At 60.1% G+C, this 24395-nt stretch carries 24 protein-coding genes and 1 tRNA gene; 16 read left to right on the top strand and 9 right to left on the bottom strand.

Going from position 1 to position 24395, the window contains the following annotated elements; translation table 11 throughout:
- Nucleotides 1–39 precede the first annotated feature (39 nt).
- Both rpoD and AFK63_RS01910 read left to right on the top strand, forming a co-directional pair.
- Entirely contained in the window at nucleotides 40–1884 is a 1845-nt protein-coding gene (gene rpoD / locus AFK63_RS01915) for an RNA polymerase sigma factor RpoD (protein WP_038867823.1), read from the top strand.
- A gap of 246 nt (nucleotides 1885–2130) precedes the next feature.
- Nucleotides 2131–2550: a hypothetical protein gene (locus AFK63_RS01910; RefSeq protein WP_038867821.1), complete on the top strand. Its 420-nt coding sequence runs from the start codon at nucleotides 2131–2133 to the stop codon at nucleotides 2548–2550.
- A 46-nt stretch (nucleotides 2551–2596) separates the two neighbouring features.
- On the opposite strand, the gene mug is transcribed toward AFK63_RS01910, so the two are convergent.
- A complete protein-coding gene (gene mug / locus AFK63_RS01905; protein WP_038867819.1) occupies nucleotides 2597–3103 on the bottom strand; it encodes a G/U mismatch-specific DNA glycosylase in 507 nt (168 codons plus the stop codon).
- 125 nt (nucleotides 3104–3228) lie between these two features.
- Here mug and AFK63_RS01900 point away from each other — a divergent pair.
- The 8 genes from AFK63_RS01900 to crtB all read left to right on the top strand — a co-directional run bounded on the left by AFK63_RS01900 (nucleotide 3229) and on the right by crtB (nucleotide 11507).
- Nucleotides 3229–3304, top strand: a tRNA-Ile gene (locus AFK63_RS01900).
- A 519-nt stretch (nucleotides 3305–3823) separates the two neighbouring features.
- Nucleotides 3824–4372 (top strand): YtfJ family protein, encoded by a 549-nt coding sequence (locus tag AFK63_RS01895; protein WP_038867817.1) that lies wholly within the window; start codon nucleotides 3824–3826, stop codon nucleotides 4370–4372.
- A 258-nt stretch (nucleotides 4373–4630) separates the two neighbouring features.
- Nucleotides 4631–5536 carry a polyprenyl synthetase family protein gene (locus AFK63_RS01890; protein WP_038867815.1) on the top strand — a complete coding sequence of 302 codons (906 nt, stop codon included), beginning with the start codon at nucleotides 4631–4633 and terminating at the stop codon, nucleotides 5534–5536.
- Nucleotides 5537–5581: 45 nt separating this feature from the next.
- A complete protein-coding gene (gene fni / locus AFK63_RS01885) occupies nucleotides 5582–6625 on the top strand; it encodes a type 2 isopentenyl-diphosphate Delta-isomerase (protein ID WP_038867813.1) in 1044 nt (347 codons plus the stop codon).
- The gene (locus AFK63_RS01880; protein ID WP_038867811.1) at nucleotides 6622–7896 is read left to right on the top strand and encodes a glycosyltransferase; all 1275 of its coding nucleotides are present in this window, start codon (nucleotides 6622–6624) and stop codon (nucleotides 7894–7896) included. Before fni ends, AFK63_RS01880 begins: the two co-directional genes overlap by 4 nt.
- Entirely contained in the window at nucleotides 7893–9068 is a 1176-nt protein-coding gene (gene crtY, locus AFK63_RS01875) for a lycopene beta-cyclase CrtY (RefSeq protein ID WP_038867809.1), read from the top strand. The genes AFK63_RS01880 and crtY overlap by 4 nt, the downstream gene beginning before the upstream one ends.
- Nucleotides 9061–10539, top strand: coding sequence for a phytoene desaturase (locus AFK63_RS01870; RefSeq protein ID WP_038867807.1), 1479 nt, complete (start codon nucleotides 9061–9063; stop codon nucleotides 10537–10539). Before crtY ends, AFK63_RS01870 begins: the two co-directional genes overlap by 8 nt.
- Entirely contained in the window at nucleotides 10536–11507 is a 972-nt protein-coding gene (gene crtB, locus AFK63_RS01865) for a 15-cis-phytoene synthase CrtB (protein ID WP_038867805.1), read from the top strand. Before AFK63_RS01870 ends, crtB begins: the two co-directional genes overlap by 4 nt.
- On the opposite strand, the gene AFK63_RS01860 is transcribed toward crtB, so the two are convergent.
- Both AFK63_RS01860 and AFK63_RS21745 read right to left on the bottom strand, forming a co-directional pair.
- Entirely contained in the window at nucleotides 11404–11937 is a 534-nt protein-coding gene (locus AFK63_RS01860; protein WP_038867803.1) for a sterol desaturase family protein, read from the bottom strand. The genes crtB and AFK63_RS01860 overlap by 104 nt on opposite strands.
- Before the next feature lie 176 nt (nucleotides 11938–12113).
- Nucleotides 12114–14063 carry a methyl-accepting chemotaxis protein gene (locus AFK63_RS21745; protein WP_038867801.1) on the bottom strand — a complete coding sequence of 650 codons (1950 nt, stop codon included), beginning with the start codon at nucleotides 14061–14063 and terminating at the stop codon, nucleotides 12114–12116.
- Nucleotides 14064–15056: 993 nt separating this feature from the next.
- Here AFK63_RS21745 and AFK63_RS01850 point away from each other — a divergent pair.
- The 3 genes from AFK63_RS01850 to yjiA all read left to right on the top strand — a co-directional run bounded on the left by AFK63_RS01850 (nucleotide 15057) and on the right by yjiA (nucleotide 18519).
- On the top strand, nucleotides 15057–17210 hold the full coding sequence (locus AFK63_RS01850) for a carbon starvation CstA family protein (RefSeq protein WP_038867799.1): 2154 nt from the start codon (nucleotides 15057–15059) through the stop codon (nucleotides 17208–17210).
- 118 nt (nucleotides 17211–17328) lie between these two features.
- Nucleotides 17329–17532, top strand: a complete 204-nt coding sequence (locus AFK63_RS01845; protein WP_038867797.1) for a YbdD/YjiX family protein — start codon at nucleotides 17329–17331, stop codon at nucleotides 17530–17532.
- Nucleotides 17533–17550: 18 nt separating this feature from the next.
- Complete coding sequence (gene yjiA, locus AFK63_RS01840) at nucleotides 17551–18519, top strand: GTPase (protein WP_038867796.1); 969 nt, start codon at nucleotides 17551–17553, stop codon at nucleotides 18517–18519.
- Between the two features lie 59 nt (nucleotides 18520–18578).
- On the opposite strand, the gene AFK63_RS01835 is transcribed toward yjiA, so the two are convergent.
- From AFK63_RS01835 to trmB, 6 genes are all read right to left on the bottom strand, one after another.
- A complete protein-coding gene (locus AFK63_RS01835) occupies nucleotides 18579–19016 on the bottom strand; it encodes a type II toxin-antitoxin system HicB family antitoxin (protein ID WP_038867794.1) in 438 nt (145 codons plus the stop codon).
- Nucleotides 19017–19032: 16 nt separating this feature from the next.
- Nucleotides 19033–19221 (bottom strand): type II toxin-antitoxin system HicA family toxin, encoded by a 189-nt coding sequence (locus AFK63_RS01830; RefSeq protein ID WP_038867792.1) that lies wholly within the window; start codon nucleotides 19219–19221, stop codon nucleotides 19033–19035.
- Between the two features lie 175 nt (nucleotides 19222–19396).
- Nucleotides 19397–19777 carry a hypothetical protein gene (locus AFK63_RS01825; RefSeq protein ID WP_038868361.1) on the bottom strand — a complete coding sequence of 127 codons (381 nt, stop codon included), beginning with the start codon at nucleotides 19775–19777 and terminating at the stop codon, nucleotides 19397–19399.
- 147 nt (nucleotides 19778–19924) lie between these two features.
- The gene (locus tag AFK63_RS01820; RefSeq protein WP_038867790.1) at nucleotides 19925–20641 is read right to left on the bottom strand and encodes a YggN family protein; all 717 of its coding nucleotides are present in this window, start codon (nucleotides 20639–20641) and stop codon (nucleotides 19925–19927) included.
- Between the two features lie 51 nt (nucleotides 20642–20692).
- Nucleotides 20693–21019, bottom strand: coding sequence for a YggL family protein (locus AFK63_RS01815; protein WP_038867788.1), 327 nt, complete (start codon nucleotides 21017–21019; stop codon nucleotides 20693–20695).
- Nucleotides 21019–21738, bottom strand: a complete 720-nt coding sequence (trmB, locus tag AFK63_RS01810; RefSeq protein ID WP_038867785.1) for a tRNA (guanosine(46)-N7)-methyltransferase TrmB — start codon at nucleotides 21736–21738, stop codon at nucleotides 21019–21021. The genes AFK63_RS01815 and trmB overlap by 1 nt, the downstream gene beginning before the upstream one ends.
- Nucleotides 21739–21893: 155 nt before the next feature.
- Here trmB and mutY point away from each other — a divergent pair, with 155 nt between their 5' ends.
- The 3 genes from mutY to mltC are packed head-to-tail and all read left to right on the top strand — an operon-like array spanning nucleotide 21894 to nucleotide 24381.
- Nucleotides 21894–22976 (top strand): A/G-specific adenine glycosylase, encoded by a 1083-nt coding sequence (gene mutY / locus AFK63_RS01805; RefSeq protein ID WP_108695694.1) that lies wholly within the window; start codon nucleotides 21894–21896, stop codon nucleotides 22974–22976.
- Nucleotides 22977–22978: 2 nt separating this feature from the next.
- Nucleotides 22979–23254: an oxidative damage protection protein gene (locus AFK63_RS01800; RefSeq protein ID WP_038868359.1), complete on the top strand. Its 276-nt coding sequence runs from the start codon at nucleotides 22979–22981 to the stop codon at nucleotides 23252–23254.
- Between the two features lie 44 nt (nucleotides 23255–23298).
- Nucleotides 23299–24381, top strand: coding sequence for a membrane-bound lytic murein transglycosylase MltC (gene mltC, locus AFK63_RS01795; protein ID WP_038867780.1), 1083 nt, complete (start codon nucleotides 23299–23301; stop codon nucleotides 24379–24381).
- Nucleotides 24382–24395 lie beyond the last annotated feature (14 nt).

Here is a 24395-nt window from a genome sequence, read left to right as displayed (position 1 = left end):
ACGACACCAACCTCATGAAATAAGTGTGGATACCGTCTTATGGAGCAAAACCCGCAGTCACAGCTTAAGCTTCTTGTCACCCGTGGTAAGGAGCAGGGCTATCTGACCTATGCCGAGGTCAATGACCATCTGCCGGAAGATATCGTCGACTCCGATCAGATCGAAGACATCATCCAAATGATCAACGATATGGGCATCCAGGTGATGGAAGAAGCGCCGGACGCCGACGATCTGTTGCTTGCTGAAAACTCGAACAGCACCGATGAAGATGCGGAAGAAGCCGCGGCCCAGGTGTTGTCCAGCGTGGAATCTGAAATCGGGCGCACCACCGATCCGGTTCGCATGTACATGCGCGAAATGGGCACCGTTGAGCTGTTGACCCGTGAAGGCGAAATCGACATCGCCAAACGCATCGAAGACGGGATCAACCAGGTTCAGTGCTCTGTCGCCGAATATCCGGAAGCGATCACCTATCTGCTGGAGCAGTACGATCGTGTGGAAGCGGGCGAAGCGCGTCTTTCCGATCTGATCACCGGTTTTGTCGATCCGAACGCCGAAGAAGACCTGGCCCCTACCGCGACGCACGTCGGCTCTGAACTCTCTCAGGAAGAGATGGATGATGACGAAGATGAAGACGAAGAGTCTGACGACGACAGCAGCGATGACGACAACAGCATCGACCCGGAACTGGCGCGCGAGAAATTCGGCGAGCTGCGTACCCAGTACGAAGTCACCCGCGACACCATCAAAGCCAAAGGCCGCAGCAACGCGGCGTCTCAGGAAGAGATCCTGAAGCTTTCCGACGTGTTCAAACAGTTCCGTCTGGTGCCGAAACAGTTCGACTACCTGGTAAACAGCATGCGTACCATGATGGATCGTGTGCGCACCCAGGAACGCATCATCATGAAGCTGTGCGTTGAGCAGTGCAAAATGCCGAAGAAGAACTTTATCACTCTCTTTACCGGCAACGAAACCAGCGAAACCTGGTTTAACGCGGCAATCGCCATGAACAAACCGTGGTCTGAGAAGCTCCACGACGTGGCGGAAGATGTACACCGCAGCCTGCAAAAACTGCAGCAGATCGAAGAAGAAACCGGCCTGACCATCGAGCAGGTGAAGGATATCAACCGTCGCATGTCCATCGGCGAAGCGAAAGCCCGTCGTGCGAAGAAAGAGATGGTTGAGGCGAACTTACGTCTGGTAATTTCTATCGCCAAGAAATACACCAACCGTGGTCTGCAGTTCCTCGACCTGATTCAGGAAGGCAACATCGGCCTGATGAAAGCGGTAGATAAGTTCGAATACCGCCGTGGCTATAAGTTCTCCACCTATGCTACCTGGTGGATCCGTCAGGCCATCACCCGCTCTATCGCGGACCAGGCGCGCACCATTCGTATTCCGGTGCATATGATTGAGACCATCAACAAGCTCAATCGTATCTCCCGCCAGATGTTGCAGGAGATGGGCCGTGAGCCGACGCCGGAAGAGCTGGCCGAGCGCATGCTGATGCCGGAAGACAAAATTCGTAAGGTGCTGAAAATCGCCAAAGAGCCTATCTCCATGGAAACGCCGATCGGCGACGATGAAGATTCGCATCTGGGGGATTTCATCGAGGATACCACCCTCGAACTGCCGCTGGACTCCGCGACCACCGAAAGCCTGCGTGCGGCGACGCATGACGTGCTGGCGGGCCTCACCGCGCGCGAAGCCAAAGTGCTGCGTATGCGTTTCGGTATCGACATGAACACCGACCATACGCTGGAAGAAGTAGGTAAACAGTTTGACGTTACCCGCGAACGTATCCGTCAGATCGAAGCGAAAGCGCTGCGTAAGCTGCGCCACCCGAGCCGTTCTGAAGTGCTGCGCAGCTTCCTCGACGATTAATCGTCTGCGCTAATCCATTTAAAGGCCCTCTCCGGAGGGCTTTTTTATGGGCGCAGGAAAGCCGCACCGCGCGATACGGCTTAATGACGTCAGGCGTCAACAAACTGTCATACAACGATAAATTGCCGTGATGTGTGTGGATTAATCAGAAAAAACAATTTGTCACAGATATCGATTGTGAGTAATTTGCTGGAAGATTTGCGTCTAAAAATAAACAAAGTGTTGATAACACAGCAAGGACCCGGGATGAACAAGTCGCTGTTATTCATGACATGCGTTTTACTGGCGGGATGCGCCAGCCAGCCGCCAAAAAGCCAGGTAACGCCGCTCGCGCCAGCGCCCGCACCGGTCGCTCAGCCGCAACCTGTACAACAGGCACCGGAAAGCAAACCGTTCGCTGCCGCCTCGGAAAGCACTAACAGCATGGCGACCTGCCGTAAAGAGCTCGAGGCGCTCAAGCACTATGGCCCGAAAACTTACAGCCGCTACGCCGCTGAGATGGATGCCCTGACTGCGAAAACCGGCAAATTCCTCTCGATTAAAGAGGGCCTGACGCCGGAGCTGAACGATATCGTCATCACGATGTATCAGTCGCAGATCAAGACGCTCTGCTTCCGCATTCAGTCCTCGCTCGGTAAACTGATTATCGAGCAGGCAGGCGGCTAAGCCACCGGCTCTCCTCGTATGGCGCGGCGCAGGCTGCGCCGTACCTTTATCTGCCGCGCGCCACCAGCGCCTCGTCGAGCTCCCGATAGGCTTCGACCAGCTTATCCAGCGACGCGCGATTAAGCCCGCTCGGGTTCGGCAGCACCCAAACTTCTGTCTCGCCGATTTTCAGCTTCTGTTTGCCCCACTTCACGCCACGCTGACTGAACGCCTGCTCATACGCTTTTTTGCCCAGCACCGCGAGCGCGTCCGGCTGGAAGTCCTCAATTTTTTTAATCAGGTTACGCCCGCCTTCATGCAGCTCTCTCACGTCCACTTCATTCGCCTGCACTGTCGGACGTTCCACCAGTTTTGTGATGCCGCAACGCGTATCCAGCAGATGCCGCTCCTCTTCAGGCTTCAGCTGGCGCTCCGTAAACCCCGCCAGATGAATCACCTTCCAGAAGCGGTTACCCGGATGCGCGAAATGAAAACCGGTGTGCGCTGACGACTTCCCTGGATTGATTCCGCAAAACACCACGCGCAGACCCGGTTCAAGAATATCGTTGATCATGTTATCCCCTGTTAACTTACGGATCTGTAAAGTATAAAGCCTTACGCCGCCCTTGCTTACAAATTCAGCAGCCGAGACGCCGAGACTGGATTGACGTCGCCAGTTACTTTATAATCCAGCGCCACGGCCCCTTAGCTCAGTGGTTAGAGCAGGCGACTCATAATCGCTTGGTCGTTGGTTCAAACCCAACAGGGGCCACCAAATTTTAGCTTTAAAATCATATAATTAAGCCACCTCGCGAGGGTGGCTTTTTTGTTGGCTGGTCACCGGGTGTCAATAAAATGGCGGCTACTGCGACGGCCTGCGGAACAGATGCCAGCCGACAACGCTGCGCATGATGGAAAAGCAGAATCTGAATACGTTTAAAACACTGATGCAGGCGAAAGACACAAAGTGCTGGATGACGTTATTAAAGATTACTGCAAGAGCAGCTTAAACATGTGCGCCTATTGGACGCTCGAAATGATGTCCAAACAAAACCTGAAATCGAGTAATCAGGACGTTCGCGGGTAACACCGAAGCCACCTACAGGTGGCTTTTATTTTGACGATGCCTCCCTGCTGCCCCCGCCCTCTTTCCTCACACTGCAAAATAATAATGCCTTCGCGCGCGCAAACCTGCCCTCCTGCCCCCGGCTCCCCTGAGCGCCTGCTGTAACTCAACCCGCGAATCTCCACTACACTTTCCCCAACATCACCGCTTCCGCTTTGAGGAACCCCTATGCTGCGCCCGTTACTGTTTTTCTCCGCCCTGCTGCCCTTTTTCGCCTGCGCGCATAATTTTAAAGAGGGCGAACGGGTCGCGCCGGTCGGTGTGGCGGAGCGCGGCGAGCTGACGCTCCGCCAGGGCGAAATCGGCTATCGCGACTGGAACAGCGCGCGTCTTAGCGGCAAGGTGGGCGTGGTGCTGCATGTGGCAGGCAGGCTGTCGGCCAAAGATCTCAATAAAGGCATCAGCGATGCGATTGCCGCAGCCCGTCTGCCGGCGGATAAATTCCAGGCCACCACGATAATCAACACCGACGACGCCATTCCGGGCAGCGCCATCTTTGTGCGCCGCAGTCTGGAGAGCACCAAAAAAGCGTACCCGGACTCAGTGTTCGTACTCGACAGTACAGGCGCCGCGCAGCGCGCCTGGCACCTGCAGCAGGGCGGTTCAGCTGTCGTGGTGCTGGATAAAGAAGGCCGTATACGCTTTGCGAAAGATGGCGCACTCACCGAAGATGAAGTGCGTCAGGTGATGACCTTATTGCATACTTTATTGGCATAAACTTGTACAACGCGTTGCCTGAATGTAAAGTTTTGTGACGCATTACGTTAGCCGAAGAAATTTTCCGGTATTGCGCTACGCTTTTTAAGAGAACATCCGGACAAAGACCCGTGAAGATAATCAGTTGTTCATACAGAGAAAATTCCATATTCCGCCTGATGCGACGAATGTTGCCCGCCTGACGGCGACATTCGGCGCGCTGTTGCGCGTTGACGTCTTCCACTCCACCGCTTGCGACCACCAGCAGAGGCCCTAACCATGAACGCTAACGCCGTGAAATCTTCAGGGCAGGAAAACGAATTGCAGGCGCTGCGCGACGCCCTGCAAACCCGCCTTGACGAGCTTCTGCCGCCAGGCCAGGAGCGCGATCTGGTCTGCGCCGCGATGCGCGAAGGCGCGCTCACCCCGGGTAAACGGGTGCGCCCGCTGCTGCTGATTCTGGCCGCGCGCGATCTCGGCTGTGAGGCGAGCCAGCCCGCGTTGCTGGATCTCGCCTGTGCCGTGGAGATGGTGCACGCCGCGTCGCTGATGCTTGACGATATTCCCTGTATGGATAACGCCCTGCTGCGTCGCGGCAAACCCACCATTCACCGTCAGTTTGGCGAAAGCGTGGCGATCCTCGCGGCGGTCGCGCTTCTGAGCCGCGCCTTCGGCGTGGTGGCGCAGGCACGATCGCTGCCCGACAGCTGTAAAACCGAGGCGGTCAGCGAGCTCTCCAGCGCGGTGGGTCTCCAGGGGCTGGTGCAGGGGCAGTTTCGCGATCTCAGCGAAGGCAGCCAGACCCGCAGCGCGGAGGCTATCCTCGCGACCAACGATCTTAAAACCAGCGTGCTGTTTGACGCCACGCTGCAAATCGCCGCGATCGCCGCCGGAGCCTCCGCCTCAGTACGCCAGAAGCTGCGCCAGTTTTCGCGCCATCTCGGCCAGGCGTTTCAGCTCCTTGATGACCTGGCGGACGGCCTCAATAACACCGGCAAAGACATCAATAAAGACGCGGGGAAATCCACGCTCGTGGCGATGCTCGGCCCGGAAGCCGTGCACCAGCGCCTGCGCGATCATCTGCTGCGCGCCGACGAACATCTCGCCTGCGCCTGTTCGCGCGGCGCGTCCACCCGCCATTTTATGTACGCCTGGTTTGATAAACAGCTGGCCATGTTTGGCTGAACGCGCGCGGCTGCGCGGCTGACAGCGACCGTTACTGGAGTATGAATGAAGGACAAGGAACTGAGCCAACGCAAGAACGATCATCTGGATATCGTGCTGCACCCGGAGCGCGCGAAACAGACGACGCGTACTGGTTTTGAGCAGTGGCGTTTCGAGCACTGCGCCCTGCCGGAGCTCTCGCTTGACGATATCGACCTCAGCACCCGCCTGTTTGGCCGCCCAATGAAAGCGCCGTTACTGATTAGCTCGATGACCGGCGGCGCGCGCCGTGCGAGCGATATCAACCGGCACCTGGCCGAGGCGGCGCAGGCGCTTGGGCTGGCGATGGGTGTCGGCTCGCAGCGCGTGGCGCTGGAGAGTGACGATAACTGGGGGCTGACCGGCGAGCTTCGCCGGTACGCGCCGGATATCCCGCTGTTGGCGAATCTCGGGGCCGCGCAGATCAGCAGCGCGCAGGGGCTGGATTACGCCCGGCGCGCCGTCGAGATGGTGGAGGCAGACGCGCTTATTATCCATCTCAACCCGCTCCAGGAGGCGCTCCAGACCGGCGGCGACCGCGACTGGCGCGGCGTACTGGCGGCCATTGCGCGCGTTGCGCGCGCCCTGCCCGTGCCGGTGGTGGTGAAAGAAGTGGGCGCCGGGATCTCCGTACCCGTGGCGCGCCAGCTCGCCGACGCTGGCGTCGCGATGCTGGATGTCGCGGGCGCAGGCGGCACCAGCTGGGCGGCGGTGGAAGGCGAACGCGCCGCCAGCGCGCATGCGCGCAACGTGGCGATGGCTTTCGCAGGCTGGGGCATTCCCACCGCGCAGGCGCTGCGCCAGTTGCATCAGGCGCTTCCGACGATGCCGCTTATCGCCTCCGGCGGTATTCGCGACGGCATTGACGCCGCCAAAGCGATCGCGATGGGCGCGAGTCTGGTCGGTCAGGCTGCGGCGGTGCTTGGCAGCGCCACGACGTCCACCAGCGCGGTTCTGGCGCATTTCACGGTGGTTATCGAACAGTTACGGGTCGCCTGTTTCTGTACCGGCAGCGCCAGCCTCAGCGCGCTGAAAGACGCCCGTCTGGTTCGCGCCGGGGATGAGGAATGAGCCACTACGCCGTCATCACGCCCCCGCTTTACAGTCACGTTCACGCCATGCAGGCCCTCGCGCAGGAACTTCTCGCGCGCGGTCATCGCATCACTTTTATTCAGCAGACGGAGGCGCGCACGCTGCTTGACGATCCGCGCATCGGCTTTTACCCGGTCGGCGAGCAGAGCCACCCGCCCGGCAGCCTCGCCCGCACGTTACGCCTGACCGCGCATCCTGGCGGCCCGGCGATGTTAAGCCTGATTCACGATCTGGCGCGCACCACCAACATGCTGTGCCGGGAGCTGCCCGACGCGCTGACGCGGCTTGGCATCGATGGCCTGATTGTCGACCAGATGGAAGCCGCAGGCGGCATTGTCGCCGAGGCGCTCGGCCTGCCGTTTGTCTCGGTCGCCTGCGCGCTGCCGGTCAACCGCGAGCCTGGGCTGCCGCTGCCAGTCATGCCGTTTCGCTACGCGCAGACGCCGCGCGCCCGCAAGATTTATCATGCCAGCCAGCAGGTACATGACTGGCTGATGCGCCGCCACGGCGCTGTGATCGCACATCACGCGCAACGCTTCGGACTCGCGCCCCGCCACGGCCTGCATGACTGCCTCTCGCCGCTGGCGCAGATTAGCCAGACGCTCGGCGCGCTCGATTTTCCGCGCCATTCGCTGCCCGCCTGTTTTCATGCCGTCGGCCCGCTACGTCCGCCGCAGCCGACAGTGTCAGAGCCATTGCCGGATGCGGCGCGCCCGCGCGTTTTCGCCTCGCTCGGCACGCTCCAGGGGCACCGCTACGGGCTGTTTCGCACTATCGCCCGCGCCTGTCGCGACGCGGGCGCCGAGCTGCTGGTGGCGCACTGCGGCGGGCTTAACCCTGCGCAGGCGGCAAAGCTTGAAGCCTGCGGCGCGACGCGGGTGACCGCGTTTACCGATCAGCCGCTGGCGCTCAGCCAGTCGCATGCCGTCATTACTCACGGTGGGCTCAATACCGTGATGGACGCCGTCGCCAGCGCCACGCCGCTGCTGGTGGTGCCCCTGGCGTTCGATCAGCCCGGCGTGGCGGCGCGCGTGGAGTATTGCGGCATCGGGCGGCGCGTCTCCCGCTTCGCCGGACGTCGCGCGTTTACCCGCCAGTTGCAGGCGCTGCTTGGCGACGCCAGTTGCCGCACGCGCCTCGCCGCGATGCAGCGCACGCTGGCGCAGGCGGGCGGCGCGACGCGGGCGGCGCAGGTCACCGAACAGGCGCTGCAAGAGCGGCGCCCCGTCATCGCGCAGGCCCGGCCATGACGACCGCATGGGATCTGATACTTGCAGGCGGCGGCCTCGCAAACGGGCTTATCGCCCTGCGTCTGCGCGTGCTGCAACCGGCGTTGAACGTGCTGCTGCTGGAGGCGGACGACGCGCCTGGCGGCAACCATACCTGGTCGTTTCATGGCGACGATATCACGCCGGCGCAGCACGCCTGGCTCACACCGCTGGTGGCGCATCGCTGGGACGGCTACGACGTACGCTTCCCGGCGCTTAAGCGCACGCTCGACGGCGGCTACTACAGCGTGACGTCGGAGCGGTTCGCTGACGTTCTGCATACGACGCTTGGCGAAAACCTCTGGCGCAACGCGCCGGTGGCGCAGCTCACGCCGCAGTCCGTCACGCTGGCGGACGGGCGCACACTGCATGCCCGTGCGGTTATCGATGGTCGCGGCTGGCGCGCAAGCCCGCACCTGACCGTCGGCCAGCAGGCGTTTCTCGGGCAGCAGTGGCAGCTCGCCGCGCCTCACGGCCTGACGCGTCCTGTCCTGATGGACGCCACCGTGGCGCAGCAGGGCGGCTACCGGTTTGTCTACACGCTGCCGCTCACGCCCGACACGCTGCTGATTGAAGATACGCACTATATCGATAACGCGACGCTCGATCCTGACCGCGCGCGGGTGAACATCGCCGACTATGCCCGCGCGCAGGGCTGGCGATTAATGACCCTTGAGCGCGAGGAGCGCGGCAACCTGCCGATTACGCTTACCGGCGAGCCGCAGGCGTTCTGGCAGGAGGCGCAGGGCATTGCGCGCTGCGGCCTGCGCGCCGGGCTGTTTCACGCGACCACCGGCTATTCGCTGCCGCACGCGGCGGCGCTTGCCGATCTTATCGCGTCGCAACCGCCCGCGACGCCGCAGGCGTTATATGCGTTGACGGCGGGCTACGCGCAGCGCCAGTGGCGGCGTCAGCGCTTTTTCCGGCTGCTGAACCGGATGCTGTTTCTGGCCGGGAAACCGGACCAACGCTGGCAGGTGATGCAGCGCTTTTATGGACTTAACGCGGGGCTTATCGGCCGGTTTTACGCCGGGCGACTGACCCCTCTGGATATGGCGCGGCTATTGACGGGCAAACCACCGGTTCCGGTGGGCGAAGCCCTGCAGGCCGTCCTGAAGCAAACACCCCGGCTGCGAGCTTTTCATCATGACTAAAACTGTTGTTATCGGGTCCGGCTTTGGCGGCCTGGCCCTGGCTATCCGCTTACAGGCGGCGGGCGTTCCCACGTTACTGCTGGAGCAGCGCGATAAACATGGCGGGCGGGCGTATGTCTATGAAGACCAGGGGTTTACCTTTGACGCCGGCCCGACCGTTATCACCGATCCTTCCGCCATCGAAGAGCTGTTTACGCTTGCCGGTAAAAACATTGCCGATTACGTCGAGCTCTTACCCGTCACGCCGTTTTACCGTCTCTGCTGGGAGAACGGCCAGGTCTTTGATTACGATAACGATCAGGCGAGCCTTGAGGCGCAGATCGCACGCTTTAACCCGCGCGACGTCGAAGGCTACCGACAGTTTCTGGCCTATTCGCAGGCGGTGTTTAAGGAAGGCTATCTGAAGCTTGGCGCGGTGCCGTTTCTCTCGTTTCGCGATATGTTGCGCGCCGGGCCGCAGCTGGCGCGTTTGCAGGCGTGGCGCAGCGTCTATGGCATGGTGTCGAAATACATTGAAGACGAGCATCTGCGCCAGGCGTTCTCTTTCCATTCGCTGCTGGTCGGCGGCAACCCGTTCGCAACCTCCTCCATTTATACGCTTATCCACGCGCTGGAGCGCCAGTGGGGAGTCTGGTTCGCGCGCGGCGGCACCGGCGCGCTGGTGCAGGGGCTGGTGAAACTGTTTACCGATCTGGGCGGCGAGACCGAACTGAACGCGCAGGTGACGCGCCTTGAGACCCAGGGCGATAAAATCTGCGGCGTCACGCTGGCGGACGGGCGACGCATCGCCGCCAGCGCCGTCGCCTCCAACGCCGACGTGGTGCATACCTACAATAACCTGCTGGGCCACCACCCGCGCGGCGTGGCGCAGGCGGCGTCGCTGCGCCGCAAACGCATGAGCAACTCGCTGTTCGTGCTCTACTTCGGGCTGAATCATCATCACAGCCAGCTGGCGCACCACACCGTCTGCTTCGGGCCGCGCTACAAAGAACTGATTGACGATATCTTCAACCGCGACGCGCTGGCGGAGGATTTCTCGCTCTATCTCCATGCCCCGTGCGTGACCGATCCCTCTCTCGCCCCGCCGGGCTGCGGCAGCTATTACGTGCTGGCGCCGGTGCCGCATCTCGGTACGGCGGATCTCGACTGGAATATCGAAGGTCCGCGCCTGCGCGACCGCATTTTTGCCTACCTTGAGCAGCACTACATGCCGGGCCTGCGCGACCAGCTGGTGACGCACCGGATGTTCACGCCGTTTGATTTCCGCGACCAGCTCGGCGCGTATCAGGGCTCGGCGTTCTCGGTAGAGCCTATCCTCACCCAGAGCGCCTGGTTCCGCCCGCATAACCGCGACAGCCGTATCGACAATCTCTATCTGGTCGGCGCGGGCACGCACCCTGGCGCGGGCATTCCGGGCGTTATCGGCTCGGCGAAAGCTACCGCCGGGCTGATGCTGGAGGGGCGCGCATGAATGATAAGCCGCTGCTGACGCACGCGACCGAAACCATCGAAGCGGGCTCGAAAAGCTTCGCCACCGCCTCAAAACTGTTCGATGCCGATACGCGTCGCAGCGCGCTAATGCTTTACGCCTGGTGCCGCCACTGTGATGACGTTACCGACGGCCAGACGCTCGGTTTTCACGCGCCGGACGCGCCCACCGACAGCCCGCAGGCGCGCATCGCCCGGCTTCGCGCGCTGACGCTTGAGGCTTACGCAGGCACGCCGATGACTGAGCCGAATTTCGCCGCGTTCCAGGAGGTGGCGTTACGCCACCAGATCCCGCCGTCGCTGGCGCTCGATCATCTGGAAGGCTTTGCGATGGACGTACGCGACGAGCGCTATCACACCTTTGACGACACGCTGCGCTACTGCTATCACGTCGCGGGCGTGGTGGGGCTGATGATGGCGCGCGTGATGGGCGTGCGCGACGAGGCGGTGCTGGATCGCGCCTGCGATCTGGGCCTCGCGTTTCAGCTCACCAACATTGCCCGGGATCTCGTTGAGGATGCCGCCATCGGGCGCTGCTATCTGCCGGACGAATGGTTGACTGAGGAAGGACTGCGCCGCGAGACGCTGGCGGCGCGCGAACATCGCCCTGCCCTTGCGCGCCTTGCCGCCAGGCTTGTGGATGAAGCGGAGCCTTACTACGCCTCGGCGCGCGCCGGGCTCGCCGGGCTGCCGCTACGCAGCGCCTGGGCTATCGCCACCGCGCATGGGGTATACCGGGAAATCGGCGTGAAGGTGAAGCGCGCAGGCGCGAACGCCTGGGAGACGCGTCAGGGCACCAGCAAGGCGGAGAAACTGGCCCTGCTGGCGAAAGGCGCGGCGATGGCCGTCAGTTCTCGCGGCGCGACGTCGACGCCCCGCCCTGCGATGCTCTGGCAGCGTCCGTCCGCGCAGGACGACCGTTACGCTCACGCAACACCGCCTGCAGCTTAGCCACTGGCGGCGCGTAGAGAAAACCAAAAGAGACGCAGCCTTCGCGTCCGCGCACCGCGTGGTGCAGCCGGTGCGCCATATAGAGCCGCTTCAGGTAACCCCGGCGCGGCACATAGCGAAACGGCCAGCGCTGATGCACCAGCCCGTCATGGACAATAAAGTAGAGCGCGCCGTAGAGCGTCATCCCCGCACCAATCCATTGCAGCGGCCAGTGGCCGCCCGCGCCGAGCGCGATAAGCGCTATCGCCACGCCGGCAAACACCACGGCATAGAGGTCATTAACTTCAAACCAGCCTTTACGCGGCGTATGGTGGGACAGATGCCAGCCCCATCCCCAGCCGTGCATGACATATTTGTGCGTCAGCGTCGCCACGATTTCCATGACGGCGACCGTCAGCAACACGATCGCCACGTTATACAGCACCGTCATAATTTCTCCTGGGCCCGGTGGAAGGAAACGTCCTGTTGCCGGGAAACGGAAGCGCAATACGCGCCGCAACCCAGAGAGTATAGCAACCCAGGCGCAAATGCCTGACCGATTCGCTTACCGGGCGCCAGAATAAAAAACCCCGGCAGGCCGGGGTAAGAATATTGCAGGGCTAACGCTTAAAAGTGTTCCCAGTCGCCCTGGCCGCCCGCGACGGCGAGCTTTTTCGGGGCGGACATGTCGCTTACAACGATCGGCGCGATGACGGGCTTCGTGCGCTGAGACGCGCCGCTGCCGACGTTAAACACGGCGACCATCTGCTCCAGCTCGCGCGCCTGCTCTTCAAGCGACGAGGCGGCGGCCGACGACTCTTCCACCAGCGCGGCGTTCTGCTGGGTGGTGGTATCCATTTCCGACATCGCCTGGCCAATCTGGGCGATACCGCGGCTCTGTTCGGTACAGGCGCGGGCGATCTCATCCATAATCTCGCGCACCTTTGCGACCGAGCCGACGATATCTTCCATCGCCTCGCCCGCGCTCGCCACCAGCTGCGCGCCGTTTTCCACACGCTGGTTGGCCTCGGTGATCAGCGCGCCTATCTCTTTGGCGGCCGTGGCGCTACGGCTTGCCAGCGTGCGCACTTCGCCCGCCACCACCGCGAACCCGCGCCCCTGTTCACCGGCACGCGCCGCTTCCACCGCGGCATTCAGCGCCAGGATGTTGGTCTGGAAGGCGATGCCGTTGATGACGCTAATGATGTCAGCGATTTTCCCGGAGCTCGCCTGGATGTTGCGCATCGTCTCCACAACCTCGTTCACCACTTTCCCGCCCCGGTCGGCATTGGTGGAGGCCTGCGCGGCCAGCATGCTCGCCTGCTGCGCGTTGCCGGCGGTCTCTTTCACGGTAGACGTCAGCTCTTCCATGCTGGCGGCGGTCTGCACGACGGCGGCAGACTGCTCCTCGGTGCGTGAGGAGAGGTCGATATTCCCGGCGGCGATTTCCGACGAAGCGCGCGAGACGTTATCCACACCGTGGCGCACGCGGGTAATGATGCTTTTCAGGCTGTCGTTCATGGTGCCGACCGCCTGCATCAGCAGACCCGGCTCGTCGCGACGCGTCGAGGAGACCGTCACGGTCAGATCGCCCTGCGCGATGCGTTTGGCCACATCCAGCGTCTCGCGTAGCGGACGGGTAATATTGCGGGTAATAAACGCAGCGATAAGCAGCCCGAACAGCACACCAGCCAGCGTGCCCGTCACCATCAGCGTTTCGACATGGCTGATGGATTTCGCCATGCGCATTTTACGAAACTCATGGAAGTCGTTCACAGTCTGGTTTAGCTCGCCTGCGGCGGCGCTGAGCGTGGTCGACTGCGTCTGCTGGTCCGCGAAAGCGGACGCAAACAGCGCGGCGCTGCTATGCAGCATCCGGGTTTGATCGGCCAGCGCGGGCAGCCAGGAGAGCGGCGCATCGCGGGTGGCGGAGGCCAGCAGCGCGGCGGTCGCGTCAATCGTGCTCAGGATGCCGTTGAGTTGATCCAGCGTCTCGCGATCGCCACGCGTCACCAGCGCGTCGATGACGCTCTGCGCCTGCTGCGCTTTCGCCGCAAGCCGTGCAGCCAGCATCGCCGCCTGCGGGCTGGCGTCAGCCTGTTCGCTGAACGCAGAGGCCTGCTCGATAAACTGCGACGGCCACTGCGCGTGAAGATCGGCCGCGAGCGTGTTGCGCTGACGCAGCGTCTGAATGTACTTATCGCGCGCGCGCAGATAGGTTTGCAGATCCGTCTGCATGGCAACCAGCCGGGTGCGCCCCTCGGTATCCATATTAAATTCTGCGAGCGTAGCCAGCTGGGCCTCGACCTGACGCAGCGCCTGCGCGTTCAGCTCGGCATATTTTTCATCGCTGGTCAGCTGAAACAGCGTACGGTTGATACGCGCTTCGTTAAGGGCCGTTACGATGCTGACGGTGAGCGTTTCCTTCCGGGAGTTCTCATCCACCTGCCGGAAGCCGTATATCCCGGCGCCCGCAATCAGCAGCATAATCACTAAAACAATAATAAAGCTCGACGTCAGTTTTTTGCCGACGCTGAGGTTATTCACTTTCTCGCCAAACGACGTCACTAAAGCCATTGCAATCACCATCAATCTGGAATGATAAAAATTGTTAATTGTTTATCGTCAGTGAAAGAATGATTCTTTAGCGAGAGCAGGCCCGACACAGCGTTCAAAAAAATTCAACGAGTTTTATTAAGCTTGTAATATATACATATCGGGAATACTCCATACCCGTTCACAAAAAGCGTATCCCCACCTTAATAGGGTGCAAAAGTAGACACTTAAGCGCAATAGGTTGTTATCAGTACACACATTTCCATATTTCCTTTTAACGCAAATTTTTGTTGCAGGCGCAATGCGGCCTTCAGCGCCTGTTTTTAACGGGTTGATATTTATCCGCTTTTATTTTTTGGAATTTTTTTGCCGGCAACCTTGTTAATTTAACAAGGCTAAATAGATATTTAGTGAAGCTTAACTAAGCCATTTATTTCAGGGGAAATTCGAGATGGTGGCGTCGTTCACCCCTGTTGATGGTGATACGGGTATCACACTGAGATTGTGACGTGCACGTAAAGATATATCATGTATAACTGTTAAGCCAGGGCGAATAATTGCCCTGCGAAACCAGCCGTATTTTTGGCAAGGATGTTTATCCCCTGATTATTTATGTGCTCGCAATGCGCTTTGCATCTGCGTGACGCCAGCTGGCCGTCCTGAAAAACGCAGGCGGCTTTTACCTGGCTTTGCGACGCCTTTCCTGCGCCAGCAATGCCGCCGGAAGCGTTCTTCAGCGCCGCTATGTCTGCTGGCACTGTTCGCGCGTTATGTCTGCCGTCTGCGCGCGTGACATGCTTCACAGTAATCCGCCGCCTGGTGAGCGCGGCTAACCGCTCGCCCCGCTATATGACCATTCAGGGCGGCAATCACGCCGCTTAATCATTTCGTCACTCGCTATTTCGCGCGTTTTGTCATCATTGAGCGCGTTTAGATCTTTCCGGTTATCCGCCGCCTGTACGTTATGGATGTCGTTACAGGCGGTTTTATCTCTGTCTGACAAGCAGGTCTTATATGGACAAAAAAACAGTAATGAAACACCTGCCCTGGGCGCTTCTTGGCGTGATCGGGGCCTTTTGTCTTGCCGTGGTGGCGCTACGCCGCGGCGAGAGCGTCAGCGCCTTGTGGATTGTGGTGGCGTCCGTCTCCGTCTACCTGGTCGCTTACCGCTACTACAGCTTTTATATCGCCAGCCGCGTCATGAAACTCGACCCGACGCGCGCGACGCCGGCGGTGATGAATAACGACGGGCTGAACTATGTGCCGACCAACCGCTACGTGTTGTTCGGCCACCATTTTGCCGCGATTGCAGGCGCGGGCCCGCTGGTCGGCCCGGTGCTGGCCGCACAGATGGGCTATCTGCCCGGCACGCTATGGCTGCTCGCCGGCGTCGTGCTGGCGGGCGCGGTGCAGGATTTTATGGTGCTGTTTATCTCCTCGCGCCGTAACGGCGCCTCGCTCGGCGAGATGATAAAAGAGGAGATGGGCCCGGTGCCGGGCACCATCGCGCTGTTCGGCTGCTTCCTTATCATGATTATTATCCTGGCGGTGCTGGCGCTGATCGTCGTGAAAGCGCTGGCGGAGAGCCCGTGGGGCGTCTTTACCGTCTGTTCGACAGTGCCGATCGCGCTGTTTATGGGCATCTATATGCGCTTTTTACGCCCCGGCCGCGTGGGCGAAGTCTCGGTGATCGGCGTGGTGCTGCTGGTGGCGTCTATCTGGTTTGGCGGCGTGATCGCAGCCGACCCGTACTGGGGCCCGGCGCTGACCTTTAAAGACACTACCATCACTTACGCGCTGGTGGGCTATGCGTTTGTCTCCGCCCTGCTGCCGGTGTGGCTGATCCTGGCCCCGCGCGACTATCTGGCGACCTTCCTGAAAATCGGCGTCATTGTCGGCCTCGCCATTGGCATCGTTATCCTGAACCCGGAACTGAAAATGCCTGCGGTGACGCAGTACATCGACGGCACCGGGCCGCTGTGGAAAGGCGCGCTGTTCCCGTTCCTGTTTATCACCATCGCCTGCGGCGCGGTTTCCGGCTTCCATGCGCTTATCGCCTCCGGCACCACGCCGAAGCTGCTGGCGAACGAAACCGACGCGCGCTTTATCGGCTATGGCGCGATGCTGATGGAGTCATTCGTCGCCGTCATGGCGCTGGTGGCCGCGTCTATCATTGAGCCGGGTCTCTATTTCGCAATGAACACCCCGCCCGCCGGGCTTGGCATCACCATGCCGAACCTGCATGAGCTCGGCACCGGCAATGCGCCCCTGATTCTGGCGCAGCTGAAAGATGTCTCCGCGCACGCGGCGGCGACCGTAAGCGCCTGGGGCTTTGTGATAACGCCTGAGCAGATCATGCAGACCGCCAAAGATATCGGCGAGCCGTCGGTGCTCAACCGCGCAGGCGGCGCGCCAACGCTCGCGGTCGGTATCGCGCATGTGTTCCACAAAATCTTGCCCGCAGCGGATATGGGCTTCTGGTACCACTTCGGCATTCTGTTCGAGGCGCTGTTTATCCTGACTGCGCTGGACGCCGGTACGCGTTCCGGCCGCTTTATGTTCCAGGATCTCGTGGGCAACTTCGTACCATTCCTGAAGAAAACCGATTCGCTGGTGGCCGGTATCGTCGGCACTGCGGGATGCGTCGGCCTGTGGGGCTATCTGCTCTATCAGGGCGTGGTGGACCCGCTTGGCGGCGTGAAAAGCCTGTGGCCGCTGTTCGGCATCTCTAACCAGATGCTGGCCGCCGTGGCGCTGGTGCTGGCAACCGTGGTGCTGGTGAAGATGAAGCGCACCCGCTACGTCTGGGTGACAATGGTGCCGGCGGTGTGGCTGCTTATCTGCACCACCTGGGCGCTCGGGATGAAGCTTTTTAGCGACAACCCGCAGATGGAAGGCTTCTTCTACATGGCGAATGAGTACAAAGCGCGGATCGCCGCAGGCGGCGCTGAGCTGACCGAACAGCAGATTGCCAATATGCACCATATCGTTATTAACAACTACACCAATGCGGGCCTGAGCATCCTGTTCCTGGTGGTGGTGTACAGCATCATTTTCTACGGCATTCGCACCGTGATGATAGCGCGCCGCTCGCCGCAGCCCATCGCCAGAGAAACCCCTTACGTGCCGGTACCGGAAGGCGGTGTGAAAACCACATCACACCATTGATGTAAGGGGAATACAGTTTGTAAACGGCGGGTGCGCGAAGCGCACCCGCCTGACATCTACACCATCCAAAGTCCCGGCGCGCATCACGCCACCGGACTTTTTCTGTCTGGACAACATCATGTTTGGTAACTTAGGGCAGGCGAAAAAATATCTGGGTCAGGCGGCGAAAATGCTGATAGGCATTCCGGACTATGACAACTACGTTGAGCATATGAAAACCAACCATCCGGATAAACCGTACATGACCTACGACGAGTTCTTCCGCGAGCGCCAGGATGCGCGCTACGGCGGAAGCGGTGAAGGCGGCATGCGCTGCTGCTGACAATTTGCGGAGGTAAAAATGCAACCCGTTGCGGTCACGCTGCTAACCGGCTTTCTTGGCGCCGGAAAAACCACGCTGCTGCGTCATATTCTGGAAGCTGAGCACGGCTACAAAATCGCAGTCATTGAAAACGAATTCGGCGAAACGCCCATCGACAGCGAACTTCTCGGCAACCGCGCCACCCAGGTAAAGACGTTAAGCAACGGCTGTATCTGCTGTACGCGTTCGCAGGAGCTTGAAACGACGCTGCTCGATTTGCTGGCGCTGCGGGACTGCGGCGCGTCGACGTTCGACCGGGTGATTATCGAATGTACCGGCAAGGCCGACCCCGGCCCGATTGTGCAGGCATTTTTCTCTCATGAAACCATCTGCGAGCGCTATCTGCTGGATGGCGTAATAACGCTGGTGGACGCGGTCCACGCCGGGCAGCAGATGGATCGCTACGCGCTCGCGCAGTCGCAAATCGGCTACGCCGACCGCATTCTGCTGACCAAAACCGATATCGCAGGCGAAGACGACGCCCTGCTGGCCCGCCTGCGGCGCATTAACGCCCGCGCGCCGGTGCATCGCGTCGTGCATGGCGAGGTTGACCTGCGGCTCATTTTCGACACCCAGGGCTTTATGCTGGAAGAGCGCATCGTCGAGCCCGCGCCGCGTTTTCACTTCGCCGCCCCGACGCAGACCGATATCGCCTCCATCGTGGTGAGCTTCGACTACCCGGTCGCGCTCGATGCGATTTCCCGCGTTATGGAAGGGTTGCTGCTGCGCTTCAATGAGAATCTCATGCGCTACAAGGGAATGTTATTTATTGAGAATGAGCCGCGCCGCCTGCTGTTTCAGGGCGTTCAGCGTCTTTACAGCGCCGACTGGGACCGCGAATGGGCACCTGGCGAAACACCGCGCAGCACGCTGGTGTTTATCGGCGCGCGTCTGCCTGAAGAGGAGATCCGCGCCGCCTTCGCGGCGCTTGCGCCGAAGGAACGTTAAGCCTGATTTTCCCTTCGCCCCTGAGGAAAGCCGTTATACGCCTGCCGCCCGGCAGGCGTTTATTCTTCGCGTAATTCGTGGCGCGCCGCCTGCGCCAGAAAGTGGCTGCGGTCCCGGTATCGTCCGGCGCTCGCTTTTACCCGGTTGTCGATGCGCTGGATAAGCGTATCCGGCAGCGTGATATTAATCCGCTGCTGACGCCCTTCGAGCCCGCTAAGATCGACCTCGATCGCAAACCAGCTATCGTAAGCGCGATAATCCGGATGCGCGGCATAGACAAGATGCCCCGCATCCGCGATCGTCTCTGCGCGGTACTTACCGCTGCGGATCATCTCCTCCAGCACCAGCAGAATCGCCTCGCGCGCCGCCGTCGCGATGTTCGCGCGATCGTCCGCCGCTGAATAACACCCAAACGCTTCATTACACAGCGCGGGCACCACGATGCCCCACGCCATAGCGTCACTGTCGGGCGTTTCAACGCCTACAGAAAAAAACATGTGCGCCTCCCGCGTTTTACGATTTCAGTCCGGCCATTTTCAGAATGGCGTTCAACGTGCCGGGCGGCAGATCCTTTTTCGGGTGCGGCACCGGAAATGTTTTACCGGTCAACGGCGACCACCAAACCTGATGACTGCCGCCGTTGTGCCTGACGCATTCACTGCCCGCCGTCTGTAGCCGCCTGATAAGATCGCTGGATCTCATCCGCCCTCCTGGCCTGATTAATATACACACGCATACACACAAGGGCAATCTGCCAGCGCGCGGCCCCGGCAGACCTTTGCGCGCACTATGCGCGTTTTTCAGGAGACGTGCTGAACGGCGCGAACACGCTGCGAGGCGTGTTCAGAAATACTCTGCGTCAGGCACCGATTTTTGATTACCAGGCACCCTCCCCCTCATCCTCCATCCAGGGAGCGTCTTCGGGGAAGTCATAGGGAAAATCCAGGCGCTCAAGGTCAGGGGGCGCGTCGCGATAAAGCGCAATCTGCGCAGGGGAGAAGAGCGGCTGCGCGTTGCGGGCGAGGTGCAGCGGCGGCTCACCGGGCAGCGGGCCGCCGGGCGTGGCACTGAGCCCTGACAGCGGCTCGCCGTCGCAATACGCCACGCCAAACGCCGATGGCGCACAGCCGTTCGCCGACGCGCTCGCGGCGTCGCTTGCGGGCGAATAATTTTGCGTCCAGAGCACCGCGACATTAAGGGTAATGATGGCGAGCAAAAAGAGAGAAATAAGGCTTCCTGCTGAAATATCCCGTTTCATCTGCATCCCCGCCGATTATGAAGTCACCCGTAGAGCGTAGTGATAAAAAGTAAGACAAAGAGGAAGCGATTGTGATTCTGTGTAACGGAATGTATCTGGAGAGGGGCGCGCCGTAAAACAGAACGGGAGCCGGGCTCCCGTTCAGGCTTAATTGAAGCTGCCGACCAGCGCCTGGCGCTGCTCTTCAAGCTGAATGGTGCGGGTGCAGACTTCGCGACCGAACTGCTGGAAATCCGCTTCCTGGTTTTTCCATTCGTTTTGAATCGCGGTTTGCAGGCCGCCCAGGCTCCCGAGCACGCCTTCCAGCGGGTTGCCGCCGCCTTTCAGCACCGCTTTGGCGCCCATTTCGTTGATGCTGTCCTGGAGGATGCCGCCCATCGCCTGATTCACCAGTTGCTGGCCATCAGCGCGTACCTGATCGATGGCTTTATAGTGAAACGTCAGCCCGTCGTCGCGATGTTCGATGATCCGGTTCATCTGCGTTTTCAGCTGGGCATCAAGTTTGGTCAGGCGTCCGCGCATGCTGCTGTTTTCGCCGACCTCTTTAGCGATGATTTTATCCAGCGCGACGCGGCCTTTCTCGACGCGCGACAGCGCGCCCTGATCGACCCACGGCAGCGTGGCGCGCAGCGCTTTTTGATAGTCGAGCGCCTGCTGACGCTGAGCGGCGGAGAGCGTGACAGCCTTGCCGTTAAACTTCACCGCGCCATCCGGGCCGATCACCAGATCGCCGTTTTCGCCCACCACCTGAACGGTCTGGGGCTTGAGCACCACGTCGTCGCGCGGCGTGACGCTGCATTTGTATTCCGCCTGGGCCTGCATCGCCGTCACCAGCAATACGCCCAGCAGCGCTTTACGCATCATACTCGCTCCTGAAATGCCAACGGGTCGGCAGAACCGACCCGTTTTTTTCACTTAATCCCACCAGATGTCGACCAGTTCACTGACCTGGACATCCGTCATGCCGCGCGCTTCCAGCCATTTGCGCACCACGTCGCGGTCTTCATCGGTGCACTTACCGATCTGCTGACGGAACACCAGCCCTTCCCAGGCCTGGTTGCCGCTGCCGCCAAAGGCCAGACCGTTCGGCTCGATAGCCTCGCTGATCAGCTCATCAACCGTGGTATTGATCTGCTCATCCGTGGCGCCCTGCGGGAAACGCCAGGTCACCGTAAAACCCAACTCCTGGAATTCGTCGATATGCATCTTTTTACGCAGACGACGGCTACGGTTCTTCGCCATTATTTTACTCTCCCGAACATTAAGTCCCATACGCCGTGACCAAGACGATGGCCACGCTGTTCAAATTTGGTTACCGGGCGCGAAGCCGGGCGCGGTACATAATCCTGAGTCTGGGACAGGTTCTCATAACCTTCCACCGAGGACATTACTTCGAGCATATGTTCGGCATAAGGTTCCCAGTCGGTCGCCATATGGAACACGCCGCCGGGCTGCAATTTGCGCAGCACCAGCTCCGCGAACGGCGCCTGCACGATGCGGCGCTTGTTGTGACGCGCTTTGTGCCACGGATCCGGGAAGAAGAGCTGCACCATATGCAGCGAGCCGTCAGGGATCATTTTCTCCAGCACCTCTACCGCGTCATGACACATCACGCGCAGATTTTCGACGCCCTCGTCATGGGCGGCGCTCAGGCAGGCGCCCACGCCCGGCGAGTGCACTTCAATGCCTAAAAAATTCTGCTGCGGGTTGGTTTTCGCCATTTCCACAAGCGATGAGCCCATGCCGAAGCCGATTTCCAGGGTGACCGGCGCGTCGCGGCCAAACAGCGCGACGAAATCCAGCGGCTCTGCGGTGTATTCAACGCCCATCACCGGCCAGTAGTGGTCCAGCGCGTGCTGCTGCCCTTTGGTCAGGCGCCCCTGGCGGCGGACGAAGCTGCGAATACGGCGCAGCGGGCGGCCGTTTTCATCAAATTCCGGTGAAATGACGTCGTTATTCATGGCGATTAGTCTGTTTGAGTAGTGGTTCGGGAAACGGGCATTATCCAAAGATAGTTGCCCGATGCAAGCACAGGAAAGTTCCTGTTTACAGCCCGCGGGGCCTGTGCTGGAATCACAGCCCCTGATTTTTTCAAGCCGGAAGCCACGCGTTAATGATGCAGGCACAGCAGTTCTCCCGCCAGGTGCTCGACTGGTACGACAAATATGGGCGCAAAACCCTCCCCTGGCAGCAGGAAAAAACCCCTTACAAAGTATGGCTCTCGGAAGTGATGCTGCAACAAACGCAGGTTACGACGGTTATTCCCTATTTTGAGCGCTTTATGGCGCGCTTTCCTGACGTCACGGCGCTGGCCAACGCGCCGCTCGACGACGTGCTGCACCTCTGGACTGGTCTTGGCTATTACGCCCGCGCCCGCAATTTACATAAAGCGGCGCAGCAGGTGGCGACGCTGCACGGCGGCAAATTCCCCGAAACCTTTGAAGACGTGGCGGCGCTGCCAGGCGTCGGTCGTTCGACCGCCGGCGCGGTGCTTTCGTTATCGCTTGGCAAACACTTTCCGATCCTCGACGGCAATGTGAAACGCGTGCTGGCGCGCTGTTACGCGGTCGAAGGCTGGCCCGGGAAAAAAGAGGTGGAAAACCGCCTGTGGAAAATTAGCGAGACGGTCACCCCGGCTGAAGGCGTCGCGCGTTTTAACCAGGCGATGATGGACCTTGGCGCGATGGTGTGCACCCGCTCGAAGCCGAAATGCGAGATCTGCCCGCTCAATACCGGCTGCGAGGCGTATGCGCATCACAGCTATGCGAAATATCCCGGCAAAAAGCCCAGGCAGACGCTGCCGGAAAAAACCGGCTATTTTCTGCTGCTCCAGCATGAGGAGGCGTTGCTGTTACAGCAGCGCCCGCCGGTGGGGCTGTGGGGCGGCCTGTACTGTTTTCCGCAGTTTGACAGCGAAACCGCGCTGCGCGAGTGGCTGCACGCTCGCGGTATTGCCGCCGACGGCCTGACGCAGCTTACCGCGTTTCGCCACACCTTCAGCCATTTCCATCTGGATATTGTGCCGATGTGGCTTGGCGTGCAGCAGACAGCCGCCTGCATGGATGAAGCGGCAGGTCTCTGGTATAACTTAGCCCAGCCGCCAGCGGTGGGCCTTGCCGCTCCCGTTGAGCGCCTGTTACAGCAAGTGCGCGCAGAGCCGGTGGCGTCCCGCCCCGCTCGCGCCATTCATGAGGATTAATGATGAGCAGAACCATTTTTTGTACCTTCCTTCAGCGCGACGCCGAAGGCCAGGATTTCCAGCTCTATCCGGGCGAACTGGGTAAGCGTATCTATAGCGAAATCTCTAAAGAAGCCTGGGCGCAGTGGCAGCAGAAGCAAACCATGCTTATCAACGAGAAAAAACTCAATATGATGAACCCTGAGCATCGTAAGCTGCTGGAGCAGGAGATGGTGAACTTCCTGTTTGAAGGCAAAGAAGTGCATATCGAAGGCTACACGCCGCCGGAACAACAGTAAGGGCCTCTGGCCCTTTCACTTAACCCAACAGCACACCCGGAATGATGAAAAAAATATTTGCGCTCGCGTTGATTGCGCCGTTGCTCATCTCCTGTTCCAGTAAAAAAAACGCCGAAAACGCCTATAACGAGGCCTGGATTAAGGACACCAACGGGTTTGACATTCTGATGGGTCAGTTTGCCCATAACATTGAAAACATCTGGGGATTTAACGAAGTTTTAATCGCGGGTCCGAAGGACTACGTGAAATATACCGATCAGTATCAGACTCGCAGCCACATTAACTTCGACGACGGTACCATTACGGTAGAGACGATCGCCGGAACCGAACCGGCGGCGCGCCTGCGTCAGGCGATCATCACGACGCTGCTTATGGGCGACGATCCGGGCTCTATCGATCTCTACTCTGACGTTAACGATATTCAGATCTCCCGCGAGCCGTTCCTCTACGGCCAGGTGGTGGACAACACCGGCCAGCCGATCCGCTGGGAAGGCCGCGCGTCGAAATTCGCCGACTACCTGCTGCAAACGCGCCTTAAGAGTCGCAGCAACGGCCTGCGCATTATCTACAGCGTGACCATCAACCTGGTGCCGAACCACCTCGATAAACGCGCCCATAAATATATTGGCATGGTGCGTCAGGCGTCGCGCAAATATGGCGTCGATGAATCGCTGATCCTCGCGATTATGCAGACCGAATCGTCGTTCAACCCGTATGCGGTGAGCCATGCCGACGCGCTCGGGCTGATGCAGGTTGTGCAACACAGCGCCGGTAAGGATGTGTTCCGCTCGCAGGGAAAATGGGGTACGCCGAGCCGCAGCTACCTGTTCGATCCGCAGAGCAATATTGACACCGGCACCGCATATCTCGCGATGCTCGACAATGTCTACCTGGGCGGTATCGCCAACCCGACCTCGCGTCGTTACGCCGTGATAACCGCCTACAACGGCGGCGCGGGCAGCGTGTTACGCGTGTTCTCCAGCGATAAAGATCAGGCGGTGAATATCATTAACCGCATGTCGCCAGGAGAGGTCTACGAGACGCTTACCACTCGCCATCCGTCCTCGGAATCACGCCGGTATCTCTACAAGGTGAATACCGCGCAGAAGAGCTACCGCCGCAAATAACGCGACAATGGCGC

Origin of the sequence: Cronobacter muytjensii ATCC 51329 (assembly GCF_001277195.1) — a bacterium.
Classification (GTDB): Bacteria; Pseudomonadota; Gammaproteobacteria; order Enterobacterales; family Enterobacteriaceae; genus Cronobacter; species Cronobacter muytjensii.
This window is presented reverse-complemented; position numbering and strand designations above follow the sequence as displayed.

Bases quoted from the DNA above. Each gene is read 5' to 3' on its own strand.
- AFK63_RS01895 (WP_038867817.1), top strand. From the start codon at position 3,824: ATGCTGCGCCCGTTACTGTTTTTCTCCGCCCTGCTGCCCTTTTTCGCC.
- AFK63_RS01815 (WP_038867788.1), bottom strand. From the start codon at position 21,019: ATGGCGAAGAACCGTAGCCGTCGTCTGCGTAAAAAGATGCATATCGAC.
- AFK63_RS01850 (WP_038867799.1), top strand. From the start codon at position 15,057: ATGGACAAAAAAACAGTAATGAAACACCTGCCCTGGGCGCTTCTTGGC.
- AFK63_RS01890 (WP_038867815.1), top strand. From the start codon at position 4,631: ATGAACGCTAACGCCGTGAAATCTTCAGGGCAGGAAAACGAATTGCAG.
- AFK63_RS01825 (WP_038868361.1), bottom strand. From the start codon at position 19,777: ATGAAACGGGATATTTCAGCAGGAAGCCTTATTTCTCTCTTTTTGCTC.
- AFK63_RS01845 (WP_038867797.1), top strand. From the start codon at position 17,329: ATGTTTGGTAACTTAGGGCAGGCGAAAAAATATCTGGGTCAGGCGGCG.
- mltC (WP_038867780.1), top strand. From the start codon at position 23,299: ATGAAAAAAATATTTGCGCTCGCGTTGATTGCGCCGTTGCTCATCTCC.
- fni (WP_038867813.1), top strand. From the start codon at position 5,582: ATGAAGGACAAGGAACTGAGCCAACGCAAGAACGATCATCTGGATATC.
- rpoD (WP_038867823.1), top strand. From the start codon at position 40: ATGGAGCAAAACCCGCAGTCACAGCTTAAGCTTCTTGTCACCCGTGGT.
- AFK63_RS01835 (WP_038867794.1), bottom strand. From the start codon at position 19,016: ATGTTTTTTTCTGTAGGCGTTGAAACGCCCGACAGTGACGCTATGGCG.
- mug (WP_038867819.1), bottom strand. From the start codon at position 3,103: ATGATCAACGATATTCTTGAACCGGGTCTGCGCGTGGTGTTTTGCGGA.
- AFK63_RS21745 (WP_038867801.1), bottom strand. From the start codon at position 14,063: ATGGCTTTAGTGACGTCGTTTGGCGAGAAAGTGAATAACCTCAGCGTC.
- AFK63_RS01800 (WP_038868359.1), top strand. From the start codon at position 22,979: ATGAGCAGAACCATTTTTTGTACCTTCCTTCAGCGCGACGCCGAAGGC.
- mutY (WP_108695694.1), top strand. From the start codon at position 21,894: ATGCAGGCACAGCAGTTCTCCCGCCAGGTGCTCGACTGGTACGACAAA.
- AFK63_RS01910 (WP_038867821.1), top strand. From the start codon at position 2,131: ATGAACAAGTCGCTGTTATTCATGACATGCGTTTTACTGGCGGGATGC.
- AFK63_RS01860 (WP_038867803.1), bottom strand. From the start codon at position 11,937: ATGACGGTGCTGTATAACGTGGCGATCGTGTTGCTGACGGTCGCCGTC.
- AFK63_RS01880 (WP_038867811.1), top strand. From the start codon at position 6,622: ATGAGCCACTACGCCGTCATCACGCCCCCGCTTTACAGTCACGTTCAC.
- crtB (WP_038867805.1), top strand. From the start codon at position 10,536: ATGAATGATAAGCCGCTGCTGACGCACGCGACCGAAACCATCGAAGCG.
- yjiA (WP_038867796.1), top strand. From the start codon at position 17,551: ATGCAACCCGTTGCGGTCACGCTGCTAACCGGCTTTCTTGGCGCCGGA.
- AFK63_RS01870 (WP_038867807.1), top strand. From the start codon at position 9,061: ATGACTAAAACTGTTGTTATCGGGTCCGGCTTTGGCGGCCTGGCCCTG.
- AFK63_RS01830 (WP_038867792.1), bottom strand. From the start codon at position 19,221: ATGAGATCCAGCGATCTTATCAGGCGGCTACAGACGGCGGGCAGTGAA.
- AFK63_RS01820 (WP_038867790.1), bottom strand. From the start codon at position 20,641: ATGATGCGTAAAGCGCTGCTGGGCGTATTGCTGGTGACGGCGATGCAG.
- trmB (WP_038867785.1), bottom strand. From the start codon at position 21,738: ATGAATAACGACGTCATTTCACCGGAATTTGATGAAAACGGCCGCCCG.
- crtY (WP_038867809.1), top strand. From the start codon at position 7,893: ATGACGACCGCATGGGATCTGATACTTGCAGGCGGCGGCCTCGCAAAC.